Consider the following 22,641-nt stretch of genomic DNA (forward strand, 5'->3'; position numbering starts at 1 on the left):
CATGCTCAACAAGGAACTCACCGTCGGCCAACTCGCCGCGCGCAGCGGTGTGGCCGTCACAGCCCTGCATTTCTACGAAGCCAAGGGGCTGATCAAGAGCAATCGCAATGCCGGCAACCAGCGCCGCTATCCACGGGATGTATTGCGGCGGGTGGTGGTGATCAAGATCGCCCAGCGCTTGGGTATCCCGCTGGCGACGATTGGCGAGACGTTGCAGACGCTGCCGGATGGGCGCACGCCCAACGCCCAGGATTGGGAGCGTTTGTCGGCGTTGTGGCGAGAGGACCTGGATGAACGCATCAACAAGCTGATGCTGCTGCGCGACAAGCTCAGTGGCTGTATTGGCTGCGGGTGTCTGTCGCTGGAGGCGTGTCCGTTGCGCAATCAGGATGATCAGTTGGGTGAGCGTGGGCCGGGGGCTCAATTGCTGGAACCTACCCCAACCGCATGACCTGAAAACCCAATCATTGTAGGAGCCCGGCTTGCCGGCGATGGCGGTCAAAAGGACGCTATCGCCGGCAAGCCGGGCTCTACAGGAATGTGTGTTTAATTCTTAGAAACCAGGGGCAATCTGGCCTTTGTAACGGGTCAGGATGAACTGGCGCACTTCATCGGAGTTCAACGCCTTGGCCAGCTTCTGGATACCCGGGTCGTTGATGTTGTCCGGCCGTGCGACCAGGTACTCAACGTACAAGGACTTGCCCTTCTCCACGATCAACGCACTGTTGGTGTCGATCCCCGCCTCCAGCGCGTAGTTGGCAAACACAAACGCCAGGTCCACCTGGCTCACCGAGCGGGCCAGCAAGGCGCCTTCCAGTTCACGGATTTTCAGGTGCTTGGGGTTTTCCGCGATATCACGTGGGGAGCTCAGGGTGTTGCTCGGGTCCTTGAGCTTGATCAGGCCGGCTTCATCCAGCAGCACCAGGGCGCGGCCGGTGTTGACCGGGTCATTGGGGATCGACACGGTGGCGCCGTCCTTCAGTTCCGAGATGTTTTTGATCTTGGTCGAATAAGCGCCAAATGGCTCGATATGCACGCCCACCACCGGCACCAGGTCGGTGTGACGGGTCATGTTGTAGTCATCGAGGAAGGGGCGGTACTGGTAATAGTTGGCGTCGATATTCTTCAGCGCCAACTGCTGGTTGGGTTGGATGAAATCGGTGAAGACCTTGATCTGCAGGTCCACCCCCTCCTTGGCCAGCACCGGTTTGACGAATTCGAGGATTTCCGCATGGGGCACAGGCGTAGCGCCGACCACCAGCTTTTCATTGGCAAAGGCATTCAACGACAGGACAGCAGCCAAAATGGCCAGGGACTTTTTCATACGTGCTCCAAAGGCAGTTGTTATAGGAATCAACGGCGGCTGTAACGCGCCACCAAACGGTCACCGGTCATTTGCAGGGCCTGCACCAGCACCAACAGCAGCACCACGGTGACCACCATCACGTCGGTCTGGAACCGCTGGTAGCCGTAGCGAATCGCCAGGTCACCCAGGCCCCCGCCACCGATCACCCCAGCCATGGCGGTGTAGTCCACCAGCACGATTGCGGTCACGGTCACCGCCGCCAGCAGGCCAGCGCGGGCCTCTGGCAGTAGCGTGTGGCGGATCACCTGCCAGGTACTGGCGCCCATGGATTGGGTGGCCTCGACGACACCGCGATCCACTTCACGCAGCGCGGTTTCCACCAACCGCGCGAAAAACGGCGTACAGCCCACCACCAGCGGCGGGATGGTGCCCGGCACACCGAGGGACGTGCCCACCAGCAAGGTGGTCAGCGGGATCAACACAATCAGCAGGATGATGAACGGCAGCGAACGCAGCACGTTGACCACCACTGACAGCAACCGATACACCACCAGCGCCTCATGCAACTGGCGCTTGCCGGTGAGAAACAACAGCACGCCCAGCGGCAGCCCCAGCAGCACGGTAAAACCCAGTGCAGCCACGAGCATGCTCAGGGTTTCCAGGCAGGCTTGGCCGATGTCGGCCCAGTAGATGTTCTTGAACAGTTCAGTCATGCATCACGACCAGTCGTGGCGCGGTGGCTTGGCGCCATTGAGCAACCAGTTGCCCACCACGTGGTACTTCCAGCGCACCGGGTCGTGCAGGGTGTGCACCCGTGCGTTGCGCCAGTGGCGGTCGAAGTTGTGCTTCTTCAAGGTCGAGCGGGTGCCGCCCAGTTCGAACAGCTTATTGCTGGCTTCGATGGCGATTTCGGTGGTGAGCACCTTGGCGCGTGCGACGGCCAGGGACGCATGCGCGACCGTGTCTTCATTCGGCGCCGGGCGGGCGGCGTCGAGCGCACGACCGGCACGGCCCAGCAGCGCTTCGGCGGCTTCCAGGCGAATGTCCAGGGCGCCGACCTGAATGATGGTCAGCGGGTCCTCGCTGGCTTTTTCCACCCCGGCGTCAATCCACGGGCGAGCGAATTGCTGGACGAACTGCACGGTGTCACGCAGGGCGGCACGGGCGATGCCGGCGTCGATGGCGGCGGTGGTCAGTTGTGCGAAAGGACCGGCCAACGTGGGGGAATCGTAGGATTTGTGCGTGGGAAACAGATTGAACGCTGGCACCCGCAGATCCTGTGCCAGCACGGTCCCGCTGGAGGTGGTGCGCTGGCCCATGCTGTCCCAATCGTCAACCACCACCAGCCCGGCAGTGCCGCGCGGGACGAAGGCCAACTGCGCATTCTGCTGTTCATCCAGCGCCAGCACTGCCAGCCAGTGGGCATACAACGAACCGGTGCAATAGCCCTTGCGCCCGTTGATCACATAGCCGTCGCCTTCGCGGCGAATGGTGGCCTGGATATCCTGCACGTTCTTGCCGCCGGTTTCCGACAGCGCATTGGCAAACCGATGGCCTTGCAACGCCAGGCCAAAGAAATGTGCCTGTTGCTCGGACGTGCCCTGCAGACGGATGTCTTCCAACAGGCAGTAGTGGTTCTGCGGGATCTGCCCCAGGGACGGGTCGGCGGCCGAGATAATCGCGATCACCTGCGCCAGCACCGCGTAGGACACCTGCGCACCGCCAAACTCGCGTGGAACGCTGATGCCCCACAGGCCACTGTTGGAATACAGGTCCACCACGTCGGCAGGCACCTGGCGGGTGCGATCGCGCTCGGCGTCCTGCTCCAGGAGAACAGCGGCGACACGATGTGCAACCGCAATCGCCTCGGCTTCGTCGCGGATCACTGCGGCATGGGGGGTGTGGATCGGGTAATCGGCAGATACAGGCAGTACAGACATACAACGCTCTCAGGCGAATGGTTTGCCAGAGGTATTGCAGCTTCTGTGCCGGGTCCAAAACCGCTGTTTTGGCCGTAAAAACCCGCCCAGGTCCGCTTATGGCGCAGCAAACTGCCTGTTCGCTGTTGCCTGGCAAACACCTCGTCGGTTGCCCGCAGGCCCCGCCATACGTGGCCTATAGTGAAAAGGCCGTGCCTCCACAACCACAACAACCCAAGGAGAACGATATGAGCGTTAAACCCATTCCCGAGGGTTTCCACAGCGTCACGCCCTACCTGGGCGTCGAAAAAGCTGCCGAAGCCATCGAGTTCTACAAGAAAGCCTTTGGCGCCATCGAAGCCATGCGCCTGGACATGCCCGACGGTAGAGTTGGCCACGCCGAGCTGCGCATCGGTGACTCGCCGATCATGCTGGGTTCACCCTGCGATGAAAGTGCGTTTGGCAGCCCGCGTGATGGCCACACCAGCGTCGGTTTACATGTGTATGTCAACGACGTCGACGCGCAATACAAACAAGCCATCGCAGCCGGTGGCACACCGATCTCCGAACCCAAGGACCAGTTCTACGGCGATCGCTCCGGCACGCTGAAGGATCCATTCGGCCATGTGTGGTTCCTGGCCACCCACAAGGAAGACCTGACCGAAGCGCAGATCCGGGAGCGTGCGATGGAGATGTTCAAGCAAGCCTGAGCCTTTGTAGGAGCGAGCTTGCTCGCGAAAAACGCCATGACAATGCCTGCATTCAGGAGGCCGGCGTTATCGTTGACCTTCTTCGCGAGCAAGCTCGCTCCTACATCACACTTCATGAACAACCCCTCCACGTTTTCGCCCTTGCCCCGAACGCCGTGTGATTCCAGGATGCAAGCAATTACAAAGAGGAGTCATTCCATGTTCGCCGGATTCCAGAAAGACCAGTGCCACGTCAACGGCGTGGACATCAGCTACCGCAAAGGCGGTACAGGTCCCGGTCTGCTCCTGTTGCACGGGCACCCGCAAACCCACTTCATCTGGCACAAAGTCGCCGAACGACTGGCTGAACACTTCACCGTGGTGGCCGCCGACCTGCGCGGCTATGGCGACAGCAGCAAGCTGCCGGCCAATGACGACCACTCCAACTATTCAAAACGCGAAATGGCCCGGGACGGCGTCGAGCTGATGAACGCCTTGGGCTTCGCACAGTTCTCGGTGCTGGCCCATGACCGTGGCGCCCGCGTGGCCCATCGCCTGGCCCTGGACCATCCGGCCGCCGTGCAGCGCATGGTGCTGCTGGACATCGCCCCTACCCTGTCGATGTATGCACAAACCGACGAAGCCTTCGCCCGCGCCTACTGGCACTGGTTCTTCCTGATCCGCCCGGCGCCGTTGCCGGAAGCCTTGATCGAAAGCAACCCGGAGCTGTACCTGCGCAGCGTGATGGGCAGCCGCAGCGCCGGGCTCAAGCCGTTCACCGATGAGGCCTTCGCCGAGTACCTGCGCTGCCTGAAACTGCCAGGCGCCGCCACTGGCATCTGCGAGGACTACCGTGCTGCCGCCGGTATCGACCTTGAGCACGACCAGGCGGACATCGACGCCGGCCATCACCTGCACCTGCCGTTGCTGGTGATGTGGGGCGCCGAAGGCACCGTCGGCCGCTGTTTCGAGCCGCTCAAGGAATGGCAGAAAGTCGCCACCGATGTGCGCGGCAAAGCCTTGCCGGCCGGCCATTACATCGCCGAAGAAGCCCCCGAGTTGCTGCTGGGCGAAGTCCTGACCTTCCTTCGCTGAACCACTCAGTAACCCCGTGACCTGACCCACCCGCCTCGCAGGCTGCCAATGGCCTGCGACGGGTTCGCTGTGCCCCAAGAAACGTACCGAGATAATAACAATGACAATCAGAAAACTGCTGGGAACCCTGTATATCCAGGTGCTCATCGCGATCGCGCTGGGCGTGTTGATCGGTCATCAATGGCCGCAGATCGGCATCGACCTCAAGCCCCTCGGTGATGGTTTTATCAAGCTGATCAAAATGATCATCGGCCCGATCATCTTCTGCACGGTGGTCTCCGGCATCACCAGCATGCACGACGTGAAACAGGTGGGCCGGGTCGGCGGCAAGGCGCTGCTGTACTTCGAGGTGGTCTCGACCATCGCCCTGTTGATCGGAATTCTCGCCGCGCACCTGCTGCACCCAGGCGTGGGCTTCAATATCGATGTGAAGACCCTCGACAGTTCGGCCATCGCCGGTTTTGTCGGCCAGGCCGAGCATGGCGAAGGCATCACCGGGTTCCTCTTGCATGTGATCCCCGCGACGTTCTTCGATGCGTTCTCCAAAGGCGAAATCCTGCCGGTGCTGTTCGTCTCCGTGTTGTTTGGCGTCGGCCTGGTGATGGTCGGTGAAAAGGGCCGGCCACTGGTGGGCGTGATCAATCAGGCCAGCGAAGTGTTTTTCCGCATCGTCGGCATCATCAGCCGAGTGGCGCCGATCGGTGCCTTCGGCGCCATCGCTTTCACCATTGGCAAATACGGTGTCGGCTCGTTGCTGCCGCTGCTGAAGCTGGTCGGCACCTTCTATATCACTGCGTTTTTCTTTATTGCCGTGGTGCTGGGCAGCATCGCCCGCTACGCCGGGTTCAGCATTTTCAAGTTGATGGGCTACATCAAGTCGGAGCTGTTGATCGTGCTCGGCACCAGCTCGTCGGAGTCGGCGTTGCCGCAATTGATCCAGAAACTCGAAAGCCTGGGCGCCTCCAAGGGGGTGGTGGGCATCGTGGTGCCGACCGGCTACACCTTCAACCTCGACGGCACCAACATCTATATGACCCTGGCGGTGCTGTTCCTGGCCCAGGCCACCAACATCCACTTGCCACTGGAGCAGCAGTTGACCCTGTTGGCGGTGGCCATGCTCACCTCCAAGGGCGCGGGTGCGGTGGTCGGCGCGGGCTTCGTGGCGCTGGCCGCCAGCCTGGCGGTGGTGCCGACGGTGCCGGTGGCGGCGATGGTGTTGATCCTCGGTGTCGATCGCTTCATGGCCGAATGCCGCTCGCTGACCAATATCATCGGCAACGCCGTGGCTGCCCTGGTGGTGGCCGCCTGGGAAGGTGAGCTGGACCGCGAAAAAATGGCCCCCATCGCGCTCAAGCGTGGCCGCCATGCACGGGCTGCCGCTGCGGCGGCCCAAGCCAAGGTGGCTGCCGAGTAAGCGACAACACCCGGCGTGCCGGAAGGCGCGCCCAACCGGTGCTATTCTGGCGGCTCATGCCGCCACGCCTGTTTCTGATGACCAATAAGAAAGATACCGTGCCCCTACCCGAAGACCTGCGGGTGTTCCTGACCGTGATCCGCAAGGCCGGCTTCGCAGCGGCAGCCGATGAACTCGGGCTGTCGCCTGCGTATGTCAGCAAGCGCATCCAGATCCTCGAAACCACCCTGGCCACCCGACTGCTGCATCGCACCAGCCGGCGCATCGCCCTGACCGAAGACGGCGAGCGGGTGCAGCGCTGGGCTGTGCGCATCCTCGAAGACTTCCAGCAACTCTCCGATGAGCTCTCCGACGCCCATGACAGCCCCCGTGGGCGCCTGCACCTGTGCAGCAGCTTCGGCTTCGGCCGCAACCATGTGGCCCCGGCCCTGTCGCTGCTGGCAGAACAATACCCGGACCTGGAAATCCGCCTGGACCTGTTCGACCGCGTGGTGGACATCGTCAGCGAAGGCTTCGACCTGGAGATCCGCGTGGGCGACGACATCCCCGGTCAGCACATCGGTCGCCGGCTGGTGAGCAACCGCCGCGTGCTGTGCGCCGCACCGGCTTATCTGCAGCGCCGTGGCACACCGCAACACTTGAGCGACCTGGAACAGCACGATTGCCTGGTGCTCAAGGAGCGCGATAACGCGTTTGGCATCTGGAACCTGGAACGCGACGGCGCCCAGGAAAGCGTGCGCGTGCGTGGGCCGCTGTCGTCGAACAATGGCGAGATTGTGTTGCAGTGGGCACTGGATGGGCGCGGGGTATTGCTGCGTTCGATGTGGGATGTGAAGCCGCTGCTGGAACAAGGCAAGCTGGTGCAGGTACTGCACGGTTATACCCAGAGCGCCAACGTGTGGGCGGTGTACCCGACACGCCTGGCGTATTCCGGGAAGCTGCGCGCCTGCGTGGAATTCCTGCAGGAGCATTTCAAAGGGTTGTCGATTTAGATGTGTAGACCCGATCAACTGTGGGAGCTGGCTTGCCTGCGATAGCGGTGGGTCAGCTACAGATGCATCAACTGACAGTCCGCCATCACAGGCAAGCCAGCTCCTACATTGGGATTGAGGTGTGTCAGTTGAGCCAGGGGTTGGCTTGCAGGTGGCGGCGTTCGAAGGCCTTGATCTCGTCACTGCGCTGCAAGGTACTGCCGATGGCGTCCAGGCCGAGCAGCAGCGCAGTCTTGCGCAGGGTGTCGATCTGGAACGGGATCACCTCGCCGTCCGCCAGGCGAATCTGCTGGGCTTCAAGGTCGACACTGATCTGCGCCTGATCCGCCTGGCTGATCGTCTGGCCCAACCGCTGCAGCACCGCCTCGTCCAGGGTGATCAACAACACCCCGTTACGCTGGCAGTTGTCATAGAAGATCCCGGCGAAGCTGCTGCCGATCAACGCGCGGATGCCCATCTGCTTCAGGCCCCACACTGCATGTTCACGGCTGGAACCGCAGCCGAAGTTCGGCCCTACCACCATGAAACTTGCGCCCTGCCAGGCCGGCTGGTTCAGCACGAACTCAGGGTTGGGCTCGCCGGAGGGCAAGAAGCGCAGGTCGAAGAACAGCCCCCGGTCCAGGCCACTGCGGTCGATGCCCTTGAGAAACTGCTTGGGCATGATCACATCGGTGTCGATGTTGGCCGCCAGCATCGGCGCGGCCTTGCCGGTGACGAGGGTGAACGGTTGCAGGCTCATGGGCGCGCTCCAAAGTGGCGGATGTCAGTGAGGTGGCCGGTAATGGCAGCGGCGGCGACCATCGCCGGGCTCATCAGGTGAGTGCGTGCACCCGCGCCCTGGCGGCCTTCGAAGTTGCGGTTGGTGCTGGAAGCGCAGCGGTCGCCGGGGGCCAGCACATCGTCATTCATCGCCAGGCACATCGAGCAGCCCGACTGGCGCCATTCAAAACCGGCGTCGATAAAAATCGCCGCTAACCCTTCGGCTTCGGCCTGGTCGCGCACTTCGGTGGAGCCCGGCACGATCATCGCCCGTACGTGGTCGGCCACGTGTTTGCCGCGCACGACACTGGCGGCGTCGCGCAGGTCCTCGATGCGGGCATTGGTGCAGGAGCCGATAAACGCATGGCTGATGACGATATCGCTCAGCGGCATGCCGGCTTCCAGGCCCATGTAGTTGAGGGCGCGGCGCATGTCCTGGCGCAGGATCAGGTCGCTGACGTCCTGCGGGTCGGGCACGCGGGCGCCGATGGGCGCGGCCTGGTCGGGGCTGGTACCCCAGGTGACCATGGGCTCCAGGGCGGTGGCGTCGAGTTGCACCTCTTGGTCGAACACCGCGTCGGCATCCGAATGCAGCTGGCGCCAGCCTACCAGCGCCTGCTCCCACAACTCGCCTTGTGGCGCGCGCGGCTTGCCCTTGAGGTAGGCGAAGACTTTTTCGTCCGGCGCCATGAATGCGCCCCGCGCACCGGCTTCCACCGCCATGTTGCAGATGGTCATGCGCGCCTCGACGCTCAGCGCATCGATGGTGGAGCCGCGAAATTCGATGGCATACCCCGTGGCGCCGGACGCGCCGATTTTGCCGATCAGCGCCATGATCACGTCTTTGGAGGTCAGGCCTGGCGCCAGGTCGCCGTCTACGGTCACGCGCAGGGTCCTCAGGCGCTTGTAGACCAGCGTCTGCGAGGCCAGCAGGTGTTCGATCTCCGAGGTGCCGATGCCGAAGCCGAAGGCGCCGAGGGCACCGTAGGTGGTGGTGTGGCTGTCACCGGCGGCAATCACCATGCCGGGCAGGATGAAACCCTGTTCCGGGGCGATCACATGCTCGATGCCCTGGCGCTTGTCGAGGATGTCCAGCAGTTCGATGCCAAAGTCCCGGCAGTTCTCCGCCAGGTAGGACACTTGCCGCGCACCGCCCGCATCCGGCATCGCCGCGATACGCGTGGGCGTGGTGGGGTTCACATGGTCGACCACGGCCAATGCCGTGCCTGGGCGCCATACGGTGCGCCCGGCCTCGCGCAAGCCACTGAAGGCCTGGGGGCTGGTGTATTCGTTGATCACCTGGCGGTCTATATAAAGCAGGACATGGCCCTGGTCATCCAGGGGGCACACCGTGTGGGAATCGATGTGTTTGTCGTAGAGGGTTCTGGCAGTCATTTTTCCTGGGCTCACTTTTGTAGGCGCTCACTCAACGGCATGAGCCCATCCTACGCAGCCTCACCGCCCCATCAATGGCGCCAGGGTGATGGCTTGGAACATGTTTCGTGTTCGATCGAGGCGTTGAAACGCCCTGAATGTGAACCTGAAACATTTTCTTTCATATCCGGGTTAGGGATTTCTCATTCTCATCCGTCTTAATTTAGATACAGCCCGTCGCGTCAGCAAAAGCTACGACTGGCCTTTTCCGGGCCTTCACTGCCCCCCTCCGATCAAGACCCTCATTCACATGTCGAAGAAGTCACGCTCCAAACTCTGGTTTCTCGTACATAGCTGGCTGGCATTGCCCATCTGGTTCTTTGTACTGATCGTCTGCGTCACCGGGACCCTGGCGGTGGTCAGCCAGGAGATCGTCTGGCTGGCCAACCCGGATATCCGCGCGAGCAAGCCCACGGATGACGCCGAACCACTGAGCTATGACCAGGTGATCGCCGCGATCAAGCGCGATGAACCGCAAGTGTTCGTCCAGTCGATCAGCCGCCCCGACGAATCCCATTTCGCCCTCAGCATCGACCTCAGCTACCCCGACGGGCGCTCGGTAGAGGTCTACGTCGACCCCTACACCGGTGCGATCCAGGGCATCAGCCCGTCGTTCAACTTCCAGGCCTTTACCCGCGCCCTGCACGGCTGGTGGCTGGTGCCGTTCACCAACGGCTACAGTTGGGGCTGGTACCTGGTCTCGGCACTCGGCATTCCGCTGCTGGCATCGCTGGTCACCGGGCTGGTGGTGTACAAGCGCTTCTGGAAGGGTTTCCTGCGCCCGACCCTGCGTATCCGCCACGGCGCGCGGATATTCTGGGGCGACTTCCACCGCTTGAGCGGAATCTGGTCGATCTGGTTCATCGCGGTAATTTCCGTCACCGGCATCTGGTTCCTGATCCGGGCGATCCTGGGCGACAACCAGATTTCGATTTCCACCGAACCGGTCATCCCGGTGATTGCCCGGGAGAAGGTGCCGATGTCGGCGCCCGGCGTGCCGGCCCCGATGATTCCGGTCGACGAAGCGATCAAGATCGCCACCCAGCGCATCCCAGGCCTGGAGGCGAGCTTCATCAGCCTGCCACTCAACGCCTACAGCCACCTGCAGATCGGCGGGCGGGGCTGGTACCCGTTGATGTTCCAGACCGCGCAGATCAACCCCTATGACGGTGAAGTCGCTGCGGCGCACCTGCTGTCCGACCGTTCGAAGCTGGAGTTCGTCACCGAATCCATGCGCCCGCTGCACACCGGCGACTTTGGTGGGATCTGGATCAAGCTGATCTGGGCATTCTTTGGCCTGATCATGAGCATGATGGTGCTGAGCGGCCTGCTGATCTGGACCAAGCGCACCGCCCTGGCCACCCTCAATGCCCTCAAGCGTGAAGCCAAGACCCAACACAAGCCGGCGGTCGCCCCCGCCAGGCAGGCTGAAACCTCGGAGGTCACTCCATGAGCAAGGTCGCTGCTGCTAAACCTTCGGCGCTGCGGGCCTTCTGGCTGAAATGGCGCTTCCACATCAATGTGCTGCTGTTGCTGATCCCCCTGGGCTTCATGCCCAAGTACTTCGCTGACGCGGCGCTGTTTCGTGGCGACACCGGCATCGGCGAGCGAGTGGCCGGTGAGGTGCAGGTCGGGCCCTGGAGCCTGACGCTCGCGGAGTTCCGCAATGAAGGCCCACGCCCAGACCCAGCCGGGCCGATGAAGTTCTTCAATGCCGCCCTGTGCGACACCTGTGCCGAACAGGTCAAGGCCACCTACCTGCGCATCGGCAAGCCGCGCAGCCTGCGCGCCGCCGGGGTGATCTTCTTTGGCACGCCGTACCGCATGGGCGCCGGCCTGCCGATTCCGGAGCGCACGCCCGCCGACGCCGAACTGTGGGTCACCATGGAAGGCTGGGACGGCACGATGCACCAGGGTTCCATCCCGTTGAGCCAGGCCTCGCCTGCCACTATTGCCTGGCTGAACAAGCAAGGAGTTAAACCATGACTTTGATGCGCATGACCCGCGCCTGCAGCGTTCTGTTGCTGAGCGTCGGCTTCAGTACCGTTGCCCTGGCCCACAACCCGATGTGCGAATGCAAGGAAATTCCCGGCGAGCAGATCCAGTGCAAAGGTGGTTTCTCCGACGGCAGCGGCGCGCCCGGCGTGACCCTGGACGTGATCGGCTATGACGAAACCATCCTGGTGCCCGGCAAGCTTGGCGAAGACTCGACCCTGACCTTCAAGAAACCGTCCGCCGAGTTCTATGTGCTGTTTGATGCGGGCCCTGGCCACGTGGTGGAAATCGACCAAGCGGACATCCAGCCGCAATGAGTACCACACAGGTTGTTCGCCCCGCCGGTGCCGGCCACGAAACCCTCTACGTGCTGTTGTTGTGCCTGATCATCCTCGCGGTGGCCGGCACGGTGGTGGCGTTGCACGGGGAAACCCAGGAAGTCGCAGCGGTGCCCAGCCACCAGTTGGACGCCCGCCGCGACCTGAGCGCCGCCGAGCAAGGCATCTACGCCGACCTGCGAGTGACCCTGGATGAGATCCAGCTGTTGCAGCAGGAGCAAAGCGCCCTGCCCAGCCCTGCGCAACTGGCCGAAGAAGGCTTCGCGCCGTTTGCCCAGGACGCCAGTTCGGTCAGCCGCGGCGACCATCGCTGGCAATTGCTGGAACCCTCGGCCTACCTGGGCGTGAGCCAGGCGCCCGGCACCAGCGGCTCGCTGCTGATGCGCGTGCACGGGGCCGAGCCGGATATCTGGCTCAATCGCCAAGCCAACCTCGCCGCTCCCTCCGACCTCACTGACCAGGCGCTGATCGCAGCCGGCTGGCAGCAAGTGGTTGCGCAATTCGATGCCGGCGTCACCCGCCAGCACCGTCACTGAACGAGAAGACCGATTGCCCATGTCCATTTCATCTCCCCTGTTGCGCCTGTTGCTGGTTGGCCTGTTCAGCCTGATGCTCGCTCCCCTCGCGAACGCCGAAGCGGGTAAACGCCTGCGAATCGGCATCACCCTGCACCCCTATTACAGCTATGTGGCCAATATCGTCGGCGACAAGGCCGAGGTGGTGCCGCTGATTCCGGCCGGTTTCAACCCGCATGCCTACGAACCACGCGCCGAAGACATCAAGCGCATCGGCACCCTGGACGTGATCGTGCTCAACGGCGTCGGTCATGATGATTTCGCCGACCGCATGATCGCCACCAGCGAGCGCCCGGACATTCCAGTCATCGAAGCCAACGCCAACGTGCCGCTGCTGGCCGCCACCGGGAACGCAGCACGCGGTGCAGGCAAGGTGGTCAACCCGCACACCTTCCTGTCGATCAGTGCGTCGATTGCCCAGGTCAACAACATCGCCCGCGAGCTGGGCAAGCTCGACCCGGACAACGCCAAGACCTATACCCAGAACGCCCGCGCCTACGGCAAGCGCCTGCGCCAGATGCGCGCCGATGCCCTGGCCAAGTTGACCAGCGCCCCCAACCCGGACCTGCGCGTCGCCACCGTACACGCGGCCTACGACTACCTACTGCGCGAATTCGGCCTGGAAGTCACCGCCGTGGTCGAACCGGCCCACGGCATCGAACCCAGCCCCAGCCAGTTGAAGAAAACCATCGATGAACTGCGTGCCCTGGACGTGAAGGTGATCTTCTCGGAGATGGATTTCCCGTCCACCTACGTCGACACCATCCAGCGTGAATCCGGGGTCAAGCTGTACCCGCTGTCGCATATTTCCTATGGCGAATACAGTGCCGAGAAGTACGAAGTGGAAATGACCGGCAACCTCAACACCGTGGTACGGGCGATCCAGGAGTCGGGAACATGACGGCGGCGCAACAACTGAATGCGGTGAGCGTCGGCCCGCCCCTTGAATTCGACAAGGTGTCGCTGACGCTGGGTCGCACGGTGATTCTCGACGCCGTGAGCTTCCAGGTACAGCCGGGCAGCATTCACGCACTGGTCGGCCCCAACGGCGGCGGCAAAAGCTCGCTGATCAAGACGCTGCTGGGGCAAACGCCTCATCAGGGGCGCTTGAGCCTGCACTGGCCGACCGACCCCGGCACCATCGGTTACGTGCCCCAGGCCCTGGAGTTCGACCGTGGCTTGCCGATGACCGTGGATGATTTCATGGCGGCCATGTGTCAACGGCGTCCTGCGTTTCTTGGCCTGTCCAGGCATTACGCCGGCGCGATCGGGGATGCGCTGGAGCGCGTTGGCATGCAGGACAAGCGCAAGCGGCGCATGGGCGCCCTGTCCGGCGGTGAACGCCAGCGCGTGCTGCTGGCCCAGGGGCTGATCCCGGCGCCGCAATTGCTGGTGCTGGACGAACCGATGTCGGCGCTCGATGAGGCCGGCATCCAGGTCTTCGAACGCCTGCTCAATGACTGGCGCCTGGCCGGGATCACCGTGCTGTGGATCGAGCATGACCTCGAAGCCGTGGGTCGCCTGGCCGACCGTGTCACCGGCCTTAACCGCCGTGTGCTGTTCGACGCCACGCCCAAGGAGGCGCTGACCCCGGACCGCCTGCTGACCCTGTTCTCCACCCACCCTCGGAGCCCGGCGCAATGAGTTATGAAGCCTTTCGCTTGATGGTCCAGGGCTGGGCCTCTTCCGGCTATCTGCCGGAGGCGCTGGCCTACGGTTTCGTGGTCAACGCCCTGCTCGCCGGTCTGCTGATCGGGCCAGTGCTGGGCGGCCTGGGTACGCTGGTGGTGGTCAAGCGCTTCGCGTTTTTCTCCGAAGCGGTCGGCCACGCCGCGCTGACCGGCGTCGCCGTCGGCATTCTGCTGGGCGAACCCTACACCGGCCCGTACGGTGCCCTGTTCGGCTACTGCCTGCTGTTCGGCATCCTGCTCAACTACCTGCGCAACCGCACCGGCCTGGCACCGGACACCTTGATCGGCGTGTTCCTGTCGGTGTCCCTGGCGCTGGGTGCGAGCCTGCTGCTGATCCTGGCGGGCAAGATCAACGTGCACATCCTCGAGAACGTGTTGTTTGGCTCGGTATTGACGGTCAACGGCAACGACCTGCTGGTGCTGGCAATCGTCGGTTCGCTGGTGATGGCCCTGGCGCTGCCCCTGTACAACCGCATCATGCTGGCCAGCTTCAACCCGCAACTGGCAGCGGTGCGCGGCGTCGCCGTGAAAACCCTGGACTACCTGTTCGTGATCCTGGTGACGTTGATCACCGTTGCGGCGGTCAAGGTCATCGGCGCAATCCTGGTGGGTGCACTGCTGGTGATCCCGGCGGCAGCGGCGCGCCTGTTGAGCCAGTCGCTCAAGGGCTTCTTCTGGATCTCGGTCGCCATTGCCACCGTCAGCACCCTGTGCGGGATCCTGCTGCCGATCATCTTCGACCTGCCCGTGCCGTCCGGGGCCGCCATCATCCTGGTCGCCGGTATCGCCTTCGCCCTGGCTGCCATCGCGCGCGGCACAGTGCCCAGCCTCAAAGGGAATCTTGGATAATGCGCTCCGTTCTTTCTCCCCTGGCCCTGGCCATCGCCTGTTTGTTCACCACGCCCTTGATGGCGGCCGAAGCGGCCAAGCCGGCTGCTCATGCGACCAAACCGGTCAACGTGCTGGCCTCGCTGCCGATCACCTACGGCCTGGCCGAGGTGCTGCTCAAAGGCACCGATGTACAGCTTGAGCGCGCCGCGCCGGCCAACCTGCCGGGTTCGCGCCAGGTGTCCTACTTCACCGGCCGTGGTGCGCCGGCCCTGAGCAAGTTGGCGCAGGACGCCGACGCTGCCATCGGCCTGCGCTCGCTGTGGGCCGATGACCCGCTGTACCCGGTGGCGCGGCGCAGCAATATCCGCATCGTCGAAGTCGACGCCGCACGCCCGGTAGACGGCGGCTTGCCGGGTATCGCGGTGCAGCCGGGCGTCACCGATGGCCTGAACAGCCAGCCGTGGCAGTCGAGCAACAATATGGGACGCATGGCCGATGTGCTGGCCGCCGACCTGAGCCGCCTGGCCCCTTCTGCCAAGCCGAAGATCGATGCCAACCTCGCCGCCCTCAAGCAGCGCCTGCTCAAACTCACCGCCGACAGCGAAGCGCGCCTGGCCAAGGCGGACAACCTGAGCGTGGTCAGCCTGAGCGACCACTTCGCGTATCTGGTCGGCAGTTTGAACCTGGAAGTGCTCAGTACCGATGCGCGGCCGGACGCTGACTGGACGCCTGAGGCATTGCAGAAACTCAGTGCCGAGTTGAAGGACAACGAGGTGGCGGTGGTGCTGCATCATCGTCAGCCGAGCGAGGCGGTCAAGGCGGCGGTTAGCGCCGGGGGCTCGAAACTGCTGGTGCTGAATGTGGACGGTGCGGAGCCGGTGACAGAGTTGGAGACGAATGTGGACGAGGTGATCAAGGCGCTGATGCCGTAGACGTGTTTGTGAAAGCGGTCGGCCCGACAGACGACCACAATCTAACTACCGCCCCGCAATCCAAATGTGGGAGCTGGCTTGCCTGCGAAGGCGGCCTGACAGCCAACCTGGATGTTGGATCAGACTGGGTACATATCCGTTATTTACGTAACGGCTGCTATGGGGGGCCGCCTAAGATCAAAGGCAGGATCAAGAACAGAGCTACTCGCTTCGCATCGTGGTGTGGCATCGCCGGCAAGCCGGCTCCTACACTGGGATCGCTCACCGCTGAATGTCAGATCACATCCACGCCAACGTGGATGGCATCATGCCGCCAGAACTCCAGGTCGCAGTCGATCAGCCGCTGATGCTGGTCGTAATTGACCCGGGCGATACGCAAGCCAGGGCTGCCCACCGACACGCGCAACGCAGCGGCGGCCTCCACCGGCAGTGACGTCGGCACGATTTCAAAGCGCACCCGCCCATAGTGCAGGTCGTACTTGCGCGCATACAGTTCGGTCATCGACTGATTCAAATCGCAATCCAGAATTCCCGGAAAGTACTGCGGGTTCAGGTAGTGCTCCACATACAGCACCAGGCGCCCATCGATGCGCCGACCCCGGCAAATCTGAATCACACTGGACAGCGCCGGTAACTGCAGCCAGGCACACACTGCCGCCGACGCCGGTTGCAGCCGCGCCGAGATCACTTCAGTGGACGCCACACGCCCCTGGGCGCTGACCATCGCGTGAAAGTGGCTGCGTTGCATCAAGTTGTAGGCCAGCCGTGGCGGCGAGACAAACCAGCCGCGCCGCTCCTCACGATAGATCTGCCCCTGGGCTTCCAGTTGTAACAAGGCTTCCCGCACCGTAATCCGAGTGGTACCAAACAACTCGCTGAGCTTGCGTTCGGCGGGCAGTTTGCTGGCAGGCGGCAACAGGCCGTGGTCGATCTGCTCTTGCAGCGCCAGGCCGATGGATGTCACCGCTTTGATTGCCTCATCACGCATCAATGTTACCTATCTGGACTAGACCAGCACCGACAAGGTGCACAAACCGCTCCGTAAATGGGCTTGCACGGTTGAGTGCCAGCCTAGGTATTACAGATGACCGACAGATGACAGTCCGTGTGCACCCGTCGGAGCACACCCTGCAATACATCGGCCAAGTCCAATTGCTGCGGGCACTTGAGCATGGTCTACGCTCACTCTGCGACGAGCGACATCCGCGATTTAAAAACGACATCGACATGAAACTGTCATCCATCGAGCCTAGATTGGCTCAGGTATTGCTCTGACCTAGACCAACAACACCGCAGAAACAACCGCCGCGTTGAAAACGCCCAAAGGAGCTTCGGATGAAACAGCTTTTCCTGGCATCACTGTTAGGCTCGACCATTGCCATGTGCACCGCCGCCATGGCTGCTGATACCGATCTAAAAACTCTTGAAGCCGCCGCGAAAGCGGAAGGCGCCGTCAACAGCGTCGGCATGCCCGATGACTGGGCCAACTGGAAAGGCACCTGGGAAGACCTCGCCAAGACCTACGGCCTCAAGCACATCGACACCGACATGAGCTCGGCCCAGGAAATCGCCAAGTTCAAGGCCGAGAAAGATAACGCCAGCGCCGACATCGGCGACGTGGGCGCGGCATTCGGTCCGATTGCGGTGAAGCAGGAAGTCACGCAGCCGTACAAACCGTCCACCTGGGCCCAGGTCCCGGATTGGGCGAAAGACAAGGACGGTCACTGGGCACTGGCCTACACCGGCACCATCGCGTTTATCGTCAACAAGAAGCTGCTGCACGGTTCTGAAGTGCCCACCAGCTGGGCTGACCTGCAGAACGGTAAATACAAGGTCTCCATTGGCGACGTAAGCACCGCGGCACAAGCAGCCAACGGTGTGCTGGCGGCGGCCATTGCCAATAAAGGCGACGAAAAGAACATCGCCCCCGGTCTGCAATTCTTCACCAAGATCGCCCAGCAAGGCCGTCTCTCGCTGTCCAACCCGACCATCGCCACCATGGAAAAAGGCGAAGTCGAAGTGGGCGTGGTCTGGGACTTCAACGGCCTGAGCTACAAAGCCAAGATGGCCAACCCGGATGACTACGTGGTGCTGATTCCATCGGACGGTTCGGTGAAATCCGGCTACACCACCATCATCAACAAATACGCCAAGCACCCGAACGCCGCCAAGCTGACGCGCGAATACATCTTCAGCGACGCCGGCCAACTGAACCTGGCGAAAGGCAATGCACGGCCGATCCGCGCTGAAACCGACCTGAAACTGCCGGCCGAAATCGCCAAGAACCTGATCCCGGGCGAGCAGTACACCAAGGCCAACCCGCAACCGATCAAGGATGCCGATGCCTGGGAAGCGACGTCCAAGAAGCTGCCTCAGCTGTGGAACGAGCAGGTCATCGTAGAAATGAAGTAATCGAAGCAAACCTCTGTAGGAGCCGGGTTGCCGGCGCCTACAGATCCGATGCCACCTGATCCAAGCCCATCTGTTGCGGAGCGCCAGCCCCCATGAAGCACAATGTCATCCTTGTCGTGCTCGACGGCCTGAACTTCGAGGTTGCCCGACACGCCATGGGGCACTTGCAGGCCTATGTCGGCGCAGGACGCGCAGCTCTCTACAAGCTGGAATGTGAACTGCCTGCCCTGTCTCGCCCGTTGTATGAATGCATCCTGACCGGCGTGCCTCCGATCCAGAGCGGCATCGTCCACAACAACGTCTCGCGCCTGTCCAACCAGCGCAGCATTTTCCATTACGCCACCGACGCCGGCCTTGCCACGGCGGCGGCGGCTTATCACTGGGTCAGCGAGTTGTATAACCGCACACCCTTTCTCGCCGCCCGCGACCGGCATACCGATGACAAGGCGCTGGCGATCCAGCACGGGCATTTCTACTGGAATGACCACTATCCGGATTCCCACCTGTTTGCCGACGCCGAAAGCCTGCGCCTCAAACACGCGCCGAACTTCCTGGTGGTACACCCGATGAACATCGATGACGCCGGCCACAAGCACGGCCTCGACACCGCGCAATATCGCAACAGCGCACGGGTGGCCGACATCGTCCTGGCCGACTACCTGCAAGCCTGGCTCGATGCCGGTTACCAGGTGCTGGTAACCGCCGACCACGGCATGAACAACGACCGCTCCCACAACGGCCTGCTGCCGGAAGAACGCGAGGTGCCGCTGTTTGTGCTCGGCGATGCATTCAGCCTGGACGCCGCGGCTGCGCCGAAACAGACCGAGCTGTGTGGCACCGTCTGCGAACTGCTGGGCGTGCCCCACGACAAACCTGTCTGCCGGGAGCTGTTGAAATGATCCGAGGCAAATGGCTGGCGCTGCTGTGCCTGGTGCCCTTCGCGCTGTTCTTCATCGTGTTCGAAATCGCCCCGCTGGTGTGGGTACTGATCAACAGCCTGCAAACCGAAGAAGCTGGCTGGGGCCTGGAAAACTTCACGCGGATCTTCAGCTCGAAGTTCTACCTGCAAGCGATCCAGTTCAGCCTTGAGATCAGCTTCTACTCGAGCGTCTTCGGCATCATCATCGCCGTGCTGGGCAGTTACTCGTTGCGCCGCGTGGATTCCCCCCTGCGCAACTTCGTCACCGCCTTTGCCAACATGACCAGCAACTTTGCCGGTGTGCCCCTGGCCTTCGCCTTCATCATCCTGCTGGGGTTCAACGGCAGCATCACCCTTATGCTCAAGCAGGCGGGGATCATTCAGGACTTCAACCTGTACTCCAAGACCGGCTTGATCATTCTCTATACCTACTTCCAGATTCCATTGGGCGTGCTGCTGCTCTACCCGGCCTTCGATGCACTGCGCGAAGACTGGCGCGAGTCGGCCTCGCTGCTCGGCGCGAATGGCTGGCAATTCTGGCGGCATATCGGCCTGCCGGTGCTGACCCCCGCCCTACTCGGCACCTTCGTGATCCTGCTGGCCAATGCCCTCGGCGCCTATGCCACGGTCTACGCCTTGACCACCGGCAACTTCAACGTGCTGCCGATTCGCATCGCGGGGCTGGTCTCCGGCGATGTGTCCCTAGACCCGAACCTGGCCAGTGCCCTGGCCGTGGTGCTGGTGGTGCTGATGACCGTGGTCACCGTGGTCCATCAACTGCTGCTCAAGAGGAGCTACCATGTCTCGCGCTGAAGCCGGCCCGGCCTCCCTCTACCACCGCGTGGTGGTGTACCTGTTGTTCGCGATCCTGGTGTTGCCGCTGATCGGCACCTTCGTCTACTCCATCGCCAGCAGTTGGTCGGCGACGATCCTGCCCGCCGGCTTCACTGTGAAATGGTACGTGCAGCTGTGGAGCGACCCGCGCTTCCTGATGGCCTTCGGGCAGTCGTTGCTGGTATGCGTGGGCGCGCTGGTGCTGTCGGTGGTACTGATCCTGCCGTTGCTGTTCGTGGTGCATTACCACTTTCCCAAGCTCGATGCGCTGATGAACATCCTGATCCTGCTGCCCTTCGCGGTGCCGCCCGTGGTGTCGTCGGTGGGCCTGCTGCAACTGTATGGCTCCGGGCCGATGGCGATGGTGGGCACACCGTGGATCTTGATCGGCTGCTACTTCACCGTCGCACTGCCGTTCATGTACCGCGCGATCACCAACAACCTGCAGGCGATCAACCTGCGCGACCTGATGGACGCCTCGCAACTGCTCGGCGCCAGCACCTGGCAGGCGGCGATCCTGGTGGTGCTGCCCAACCTGCGTAAAGGCCTGATGGTGGCACTGTTGCTGTCGTTCTCGTTCCTGTTCGGGGAGTTCGTGTTCGCCAACATCCTGGTGGGCACCCGCTACGAAACCCTGCAGGTCTACCTGAACAATATGCGCAACAGCAGCGGCCACTTCACCAGTGCCGTCGTGATTTCCTATTTCTTCTTTGTGCTGGTGCTGACCTGGGCCGCCAACATCTTGAACAAGGACAAAAGCCAATGAGCTTCGTCAGCGTCCAACATCTGCAAAAAGGCTACGCCGGCACCCCGGTGTTCAGTGACATCAACTGCGAGATCGCCAAGGGCGAGTTCGTCACCTTGCTCGGCCCGTCGGGTTGCGGCAAATCCACCCTGCTGCGCTGCATCGCCGGCCTGACCTCGGTGGACAGTGGCAAAATCCTCCTGGATGGCCAGGACATCGTCCCGCTGAGCCCGCAGAAACGCCATATCGGCATGGTGTTCCAGAGCTACGCACTGTTCCCAAACATGACCGTGGAACAGAACGTCGCCTTCGGCCTGCGCATGCAAAAGGTCAACGCCGACGACAGCCACAAGCGCGTGCAGGAAGTGCTGCAACTGGTCGAACTCAAGGATCTGGCCGGACGCTACCCGCACCAGATGTCCGGCGGCCAGTGCCAGCGCGTGGCCCTTGCCCGCTCGCTGGTCACCCGCCCGCGCCTGTTGCTGCTGGATGAGCCGCTGTCGGCCCTGGATGCACGGATTCGCAAGCACCTGCGCGAACAGATCCGCCAGATCCAGCGCGAGCTGGGGCTGACCACCATCTTCGTGACCCACGATCAGGAAGAAGCCCTGACCATGTCCGACCGGATCTTCCTGATGAACCAAGGCAAGATCGTGCAAAGCGGCGATGCGGAGACGCTCTACACCGCGCCGGTGGATGTATTCGCCGCCGGGTTCATCGGCAACTACAACCTGCTGGACGCCGACAAGGCCACCCAACTGCTGCAGCGCCCGATCAGCAGCCGTATCGCCATTCGCCCGGAGGCCATCGAGCTGAGCCGCACCGGCGAACTGGATGCCCTGGTGCGCAGCCACAGCTTATTGGGCAACGTGATCCGCTACCGCATCGAAGCGCGCGGCGTGGAACTGATGGTGGACGTGCTCAACCGCTCGGCCGACGACCTGCACCCGGACGGGCAACGCCTGGCACTTTCCATCGACCCCAGTGCCCTGTGTGAAGTAGCCTGATGCAACGTTTTATCTGAGAGAGCATGACGGATGGCATTGGTAATTTTTGATCTGGACGACACCCTCATCCACGGCGACTGCGCCACCCTGTGGAGCGAGCAGATGGGCCGGCTGGGCTGGGTTGACCCTGAGTCGTTCATGCGCAAGAACAACGAACTGATGGACGCCTACAGCCAGGGCAAGCTGCGGATGGAAGACTTCATGGACTTCAGCCTGGAGCCGATGATCGGCCGCACGCCGGAAGAAATCGAGCATTTGGTGGAGCCGTGGGTCGAGGACGTGATCGAACCGCTGATCTACAGCGACGCCACCAAGACCATCGCCCGCCACCGCGCCAATGGCGACCGGATCCTGGTGATCTCCGCCTCGGGCACGCACCTCGTCACGCCGATTGCGGCGCGGATCGGCATTGATGAGGTGTTGGGGATTAATCTGGACGTCAGCCATGGCGTGTACAGCGGCAAGACCGTGGGTGTGCTGACGTATCGTGAAGGCAAGATCACACGGTTGCTGGAATGGTTGGAGCAGGAAGGTGAATCGCTGGAGGGTGCGTATTTCTATTCGGACTCGCGCAATGACTTGCCGTTGTTGCTGAAGGTGGACCACCCGCAGGTGGTGAACCCGGACCCGGTATTGCGCGAGCACGCCGAAAAGGCCGGCTGGCCGATCCACGATTGGACCTGACACCCCACTCCCTGTAGGAGCCGGCTTGCCGGCGATGGCGGTGTGTCAGATGAAACATTCTTCATCGATA

General features: G+C 62.4%; 25 protein-coding genes. 19 read left to right on the forward strand and 6 right to left on the reverse strand.

All coding sequences use genetic code 11. From position 1 onward, the window contains the following. The first annotated feature begins 1 nt into the window (after position 1). Positions 2–451: a redox-sensitive transcriptional activator SoxR gene (gene soxR / locus BM70_RS0128035; protein ID WP_025859096.1), complete on the forward strand. Its 450-nt coding sequence runs from the start codon at positions 2–4 to the stop codon at positions 449–451. A gap of 102 nt (positions 452–553) precedes the next feature. Here soxR and BM70_RS0128040 read toward each other — a convergent pair whose 3' ends face one another. Genes BM70_RS0128040 through BM70_RS0128050 form a run of 3 tightly spaced genes read right to left on the reverse strand, consistent with a single transcriptional unit; the run spans position 554 to position 3,246 of the window. Then, entirely contained in the window at positions 554–1,324 is a 771-nt protein-coding gene (locus BM70_RS0128040) for a MetQ/NlpA family ABC transporter substrate-binding protein (protein ID WP_025859097.1), read from the reverse strand. 29 nt (positions 1,325–1,353) lie between these two features. Then, complete coding sequence (locus tag BM70_RS0128045; RefSeq protein ID WP_025859098.1) at positions 1,354–2,019, reverse strand: methionine ABC transporter permease; 666 nt, start codon at positions 2,017–2,019, stop codon at positions 1,354–1,356. 3 nt (positions 2,020–2,022) lie between these two features. Next, complete coding sequence (locus BM70_RS0128050; protein WP_025859099.1) at positions 2,023–3,246, reverse strand: SfnB family sulfur acquisition oxidoreductase; 1,224 nt, start codon at positions 3,244–3,246, stop codon at positions 2,023–2,025. A gap of 227 nt (positions 3,247–3,473) precedes the next feature. On the opposite strand from BM70_RS0128050, the gene BM70_RS0128055 reads away from it, so the two are divergent. The 4 genes from BM70_RS0128055 (at position 3,474) to BM70_RS0128070 (ending at position 7,415) form a co-directional block, all read left to right on the forward strand. Continuing rightward, on the forward strand, positions 3,474–3,935 hold the full coding sequence (locus BM70_RS0128055; RefSeq protein ID WP_025859100.1) for a VOC family protein: 462 nt from the start codon (positions 3,474–3,476) through the stop codon (positions 3,933–3,935). A 198-nt stretch (positions 3,936–4,133) separates the two neighbouring features. Next, positions 4,134–5,009, forward strand: a complete 876-nt coding sequence (locus BM70_RS0128060; protein WP_025859101.1) for an alpha/beta fold hydrolase — start codon at positions 4,134–4,136, stop codon at positions 5,007–5,009. Positions 5,010–5,109: 100 nt separating this feature from the next. Continuing rightward, complete coding sequence (locus BM70_RS0128065) at positions 5,110–6,423, forward strand: dicarboxylate/amino acid:cation symporter (protein WP_025859102.1); 1,314 nt, start codon at positions 5,110–5,112, stop codon at positions 6,421–6,423. A 77-nt stretch (positions 6,424–6,500) separates the two neighbouring features. Beyond that, entirely contained in the window at positions 6,501–7,415 is a 915-nt protein-coding gene (locus BM70_RS0128070) for a LysR substrate-binding domain-containing protein (RefSeq protein ID WP_218187306.1), read from the forward strand. 124 nt (positions 7,416–7,539) lie between these two features. Here BM70_RS0128070 and leuD read toward each other — a convergent pair whose 3' ends face one another. Then, a complete protein-coding gene (leuD, locus tag BM70_RS0128075) occupies positions 7,540–8,154 on the reverse strand; it encodes a 3-isopropylmalate dehydratase small subunit (RefSeq protein WP_025859104.1) in 615 nt (204 codons plus the stop codon). Beyond that, positions 8,151–9,569 (reverse strand): 3-isopropylmalate dehydratase large subunit, encoded by a 1,419-nt coding sequence (gene leuC / locus BM70_RS0128080; protein ID WP_025859105.1) that lies wholly within the window; start codon positions 9,567–9,569, stop codon positions 8,151–8,153. Before leuC ends, leuD begins: the two co-directional genes overlap by 4 nt. A 289-nt stretch (positions 9,570–9,858) precedes the next feature. Here leuC and BM70_RS0128085 point away from each other — a divergent pair, with 289 nt between their 5' ends. The 8 genes from BM70_RS0128085 to BM70_RS0128120 are packed head-to-tail and all read left to right on the forward strand — an operon-like array spanning position 9,859 to position 15,970. Next, complete coding sequence (locus BM70_RS0128085; RefSeq protein WP_025859106.1) at positions 9,859–11,061, forward strand: PepSY domain-containing protein; 1,203 nt, start codon at positions 9,859–9,861, stop codon at positions 11,059–11,061. Next, entirely contained in the window at positions 11,058–11,594 is a 537-nt protein-coding gene (locus BM70_RS0128090) for a hypothetical protein (RefSeq protein ID WP_025859107.1), read from the forward strand. Before BM70_RS0128085 ends, BM70_RS0128090 begins: the two co-directional genes overlap by 4 nt. Continuing rightward, complete coding sequence (locus BM70_RS0128095; protein ID WP_025859108.1) at positions 11,591–11,920, forward strand: hypothetical protein; 330 nt, start codon at positions 11,591–11,593, stop codon at positions 11,918–11,920. Before BM70_RS0128090 ends, BM70_RS0128095 begins: the two co-directional genes overlap by 4 nt. After that, complete coding sequence (locus BM70_RS0128100) at positions 11,917–12,477, forward strand: DUF6162 family protein (RefSeq protein WP_025859109.1); 561 nt, start codon at positions 11,917–11,919, stop codon at positions 12,475–12,477. The genes BM70_RS0128095 and BM70_RS0128100 overlap by 4 nt, the downstream gene beginning before the upstream one ends. 19 nt (positions 12,478–12,496) lie before the next feature. Next, on the forward strand, positions 12,497–13,417 hold the full coding sequence (locus BM70_RS0128105) for a metal ABC transporter substrate-binding protein (RefSeq protein ID WP_025859110.1): 921 nt from the start codon (positions 12,497–12,499) through the stop codon (positions 13,415–13,417). Continuing rightward, on the forward strand, positions 13,414–14,160 hold the full coding sequence (locus tag BM70_RS0128110) for a metal ABC transporter ATP-binding protein (RefSeq protein ID WP_025859111.1): 747 nt from the start codon (positions 13,414–13,416) through the stop codon (positions 14,158–14,160). Before BM70_RS0128105 ends, BM70_RS0128110 begins: the two co-directional genes overlap by 4 nt. After that, a complete protein-coding gene (locus BM70_RS0128115; RefSeq protein WP_025859112.1) occupies positions 14,157–15,056 on the forward strand; it encodes a metal ABC transporter permease in 900 nt (299 codons plus the stop codon). Before BM70_RS0128110 ends, BM70_RS0128115 begins: the two co-directional genes overlap by 4 nt. Next, positions 15,056–15,970 (forward strand): metal ABC transporter solute-binding protein, Zn/Mn family, encoded by a 915-nt coding sequence (locus BM70_RS0128120; RefSeq protein ID WP_025859113.1) that lies wholly within the window; start codon positions 15,056–15,058, stop codon positions 15,968–15,970. Before BM70_RS0128115 ends, BM70_RS0128120 begins: the two co-directional genes overlap by 1 nt. A 274-nt stretch (positions 15,971–16,244) precedes the next feature. Here the strand turns inward: BM70_RS0128120 and BM70_RS0128125 are convergent, their stop codons facing one another. Next, positions 16,245–16,958, reverse strand: a complete 714-nt coding sequence (locus BM70_RS0128125; protein WP_025859114.1) for a UTRA domain-containing protein — start codon at positions 16,956–16,958, stop codon at positions 16,245–16,247. A gap of 347 nt (positions 16,959–17,305) precedes the next feature. On the opposite strand from BM70_RS0128125, the gene BM70_RS0128130 reads away from it, so the two are divergent. The 6 genes from BM70_RS0128130 to BM70_RS0128155 all read left to right on the forward strand — a co-directional run bounded on the left by BM70_RS0128130 (position 17,306) and on the right by BM70_RS0128155 (position 22,571). After that, on the forward strand, positions 17,306–18,382 hold the full coding sequence (locus BM70_RS0128130) for an ABC transporter substrate-binding protein (protein WP_025859115.1): 1,077 nt from the start codon (positions 17,306–17,308) through the stop codon (positions 18,380–18,382). 92 nt (positions 18,383–18,474) lie between these two features. Beyond that, positions 18,475–19,281 (forward strand): alkaline phosphatase family protein, encoded by an 807-nt coding sequence (locus BM70_RS0128135; protein ID WP_025859116.1) that lies wholly within the window; start codon positions 18,475–18,477, stop codon positions 19,279–19,281. Beyond that, positions 19,278–20,114: an ABC transporter permease subunit gene (locus tag BM70_RS0128140; protein ID WP_025859117.1), complete on the forward strand. Its 837-nt coding sequence runs from the start codon at positions 19,278–19,280 to the stop codon at positions 20,112–20,114. Before BM70_RS0128135 ends, BM70_RS0128140 begins: the two co-directional genes overlap by 4 nt. Further along, positions 20,101–20,901, forward strand: coding sequence for an ABC transporter permease (locus tag BM70_RS0128145; protein WP_025859118.1), 801 nt, complete (start codon positions 20,101–20,103; stop codon positions 20,899–20,901). The genes BM70_RS0128140 and BM70_RS0128145 overlap by 14 nt, the downstream gene beginning before the upstream one ends. Next, the gene (locus BM70_RS0128150; RefSeq protein ID WP_025859119.1) at positions 20,898–21,887 is read left to right on the forward strand and encodes an ABC transporter ATP-binding protein; all 990 of its coding nucleotides are present in this window, start codon (positions 20,898–20,900) and stop codon (positions 21,885–21,887) included. The genes BM70_RS0128145 and BM70_RS0128150 overlap by 4 nt, the downstream gene beginning before the upstream one ends. Before the next feature lie 30 nt (positions 21,888–21,917). Further along, positions 21,918–22,571, forward strand: coding sequence for an HAD family phosphatase (locus tag BM70_RS0128155; RefSeq protein ID WP_025859120.1), 654 nt, complete (start codon positions 21,918–21,920; stop codon positions 22,569–22,571). The last annotated feature ends 70 nt before the right edge of the window (positions 22,572–22,641 follow it).

Source organism: Pseudomonas sp. CHM02 (genome assembly GCF_000612585.1).
Lineage (GTDB): Bacteria > Pseudomonadota > Gammaproteobacteria > Pseudomonadales > Pseudomonadaceae > Aquipseudomonas.

Bases quoted from the DNA above. Each gene is read 5' to 3' on its own strand.
- BM70_RS0128130 (WP_025859115.1), top strand. From the start codon at position 17,306: ATGAAACAGCTTTTCCTGGCATCACTGTTAGGCTCGACCATTGCCATG.
- BM70_RS0128100 (WP_025859109.1), top strand. From the start codon at position 11,917: ATGAGTACCACACAGGTTGTTCGCCCCGCCGGTGCCGGCCACGAAACC.
- BM70_RS0128055 (WP_025859100.1), top strand. From the start codon at position 3,474: ATGAGCGTTAAACCCATTCCCGAGGGTTTCCACAGCGTCACGCCCTAC.
- BM70_RS0128085 (WP_025859106.1), top strand. From the start codon at position 9,859: ATGTCGAAGAAGTCACGCTCCAAACTCTGGTTTCTCGTACATAGCTGG.
- leuC (WP_025859105.1), bottom strand. From the start codon at position 9,569: ATGACTGCCAGAACCCTCTACGACAAACACATCGATTCCCACACGGTG.
- BM70_RS0128125 (WP_025859114.1), bottom strand. From the start codon at position 16,958: ATGCGTGATGAGGCAATCAAAGCGGTGACATCCATCGGCCTGGCGCTG.
- BM70_RS0128120 (WP_025859113.1), top strand. From the start codon at position 15,056: ATGCGCTCCGTTCTTTCTCCCCTGGCCCTGGCCATCGCCTGTTTGTTC.
- BM70_RS0128145 (WP_025859118.1), top strand. From the start codon at position 20,101: ATGTCTCGCGCTGAAGCCGGCCCGGCCTCCCTCTACCACCGCGTGGTG.
- BM70_RS0128060 (WP_025859101.1), top strand. From the start codon at position 4,134: ATGTTCGCCGGATTCCAGAAAGACCAGTGCCACGTCAACGGCGTGGAC.
- BM70_RS0128065 (WP_025859102.1), top strand. From the start codon at position 5,110: ATGACAATCAGAAAACTGCTGGGAACCCTGTATATCCAGGTGCTCATC.
- BM70_RS0128155 (WP_025859120.1), top strand. From the start codon at position 21,918: ATGGCATTGGTAATTTTTGATCTGGACGACACCCTCATCCACGGCGAC.
- BM70_RS0128045 (WP_025859098.1), bottom strand. From the start codon at position 2,019: ATGACTGAACTGTTCAAGAACATCTACTGGGCCGACATCGGCCAAGCC.
- BM70_RS0128105 (WP_025859110.1), top strand. From the start codon at position 12,497: ATGTCCATTTCATCTCCCCTGTTGCGCCTGTTGCTGGTTGGCCTGTTC.
- BM70_RS0128115 (WP_025859112.1), top strand. From the start codon at position 14,157: ATGAGTTATGAAGCCTTTCGCTTGATGGTCCAGGGCTGGGCCTCTTCC.
- BM70_RS0128150 (WP_025859119.1), top strand. From the start codon at position 20,898: ATGAGCTTCGTCAGCGTCCAACATCTGCAAAAAGGCTACGCCGGCACC.
- BM70_RS0128095 (WP_025859108.1), top strand. From the start codon at position 11,591: ATGACTTTGATGCGCATGACCCGCGCCTGCAGCGTTCTGTTGCTGAGC.
- BM70_RS0128070 (WP_218187306.1), top strand. From the start codon at position 6,501: ATGACCAATAAGAAAGATACCGTGCCCCTACCCGAAGACCTGCGGGTG.
- BM70_RS0128135 (WP_025859116.1), top strand. From the start codon at position 18,475: ATGAAGCACAATGTCATCCTTGTCGTGCTCGACGGCCTGAACTTCGAG.
- BM70_RS0128040 (WP_025859097.1), bottom strand. From the start codon at position 1,324: ATGAAAAAGTCCCTGGCCATTTTGGCTGCTGTCCTGTCGTTGAATGCC.
- BM70_RS0128090 (WP_025859107.1), top strand. From the start codon at position 11,058: ATGAGCAAGGTCGCTGCTGCTAAACCTTCGGCGCTGCGGGCCTTCTGG.
- BM70_RS0128140 (WP_025859117.1), top strand. From the start codon at position 19,278: ATGATCCGAGGCAAATGGCTGGCGCTGCTGTGCCTGGTGCCCTTCGCG.
- BM70_RS0128110 (WP_025859111.1), top strand. From the start codon at position 13,414: ATGACGGCGGCGCAACAACTGAATGCGGTGAGCGTCGGCCCGCCCCTT.
- BM70_RS0128050 (WP_025859099.1), bottom strand. From the start codon at position 3,246: ATGTCTGTACTGCCTGTATCTGCCGATTACCCGATCCACACCCCCCAT.
- leuD (WP_025859104.1), bottom strand. From the start codon at position 8,154: ATGAGCCTGCAACCGTTCACCCTCGTCACCGGCAAGGCCGCGCCGATG.
- soxR (WP_025859096.1), top strand. From the start codon at position 2: ATGCTCAACAAGGAACTCACCGTCGGCCAACTCGCCGCGCGCAGCGGT.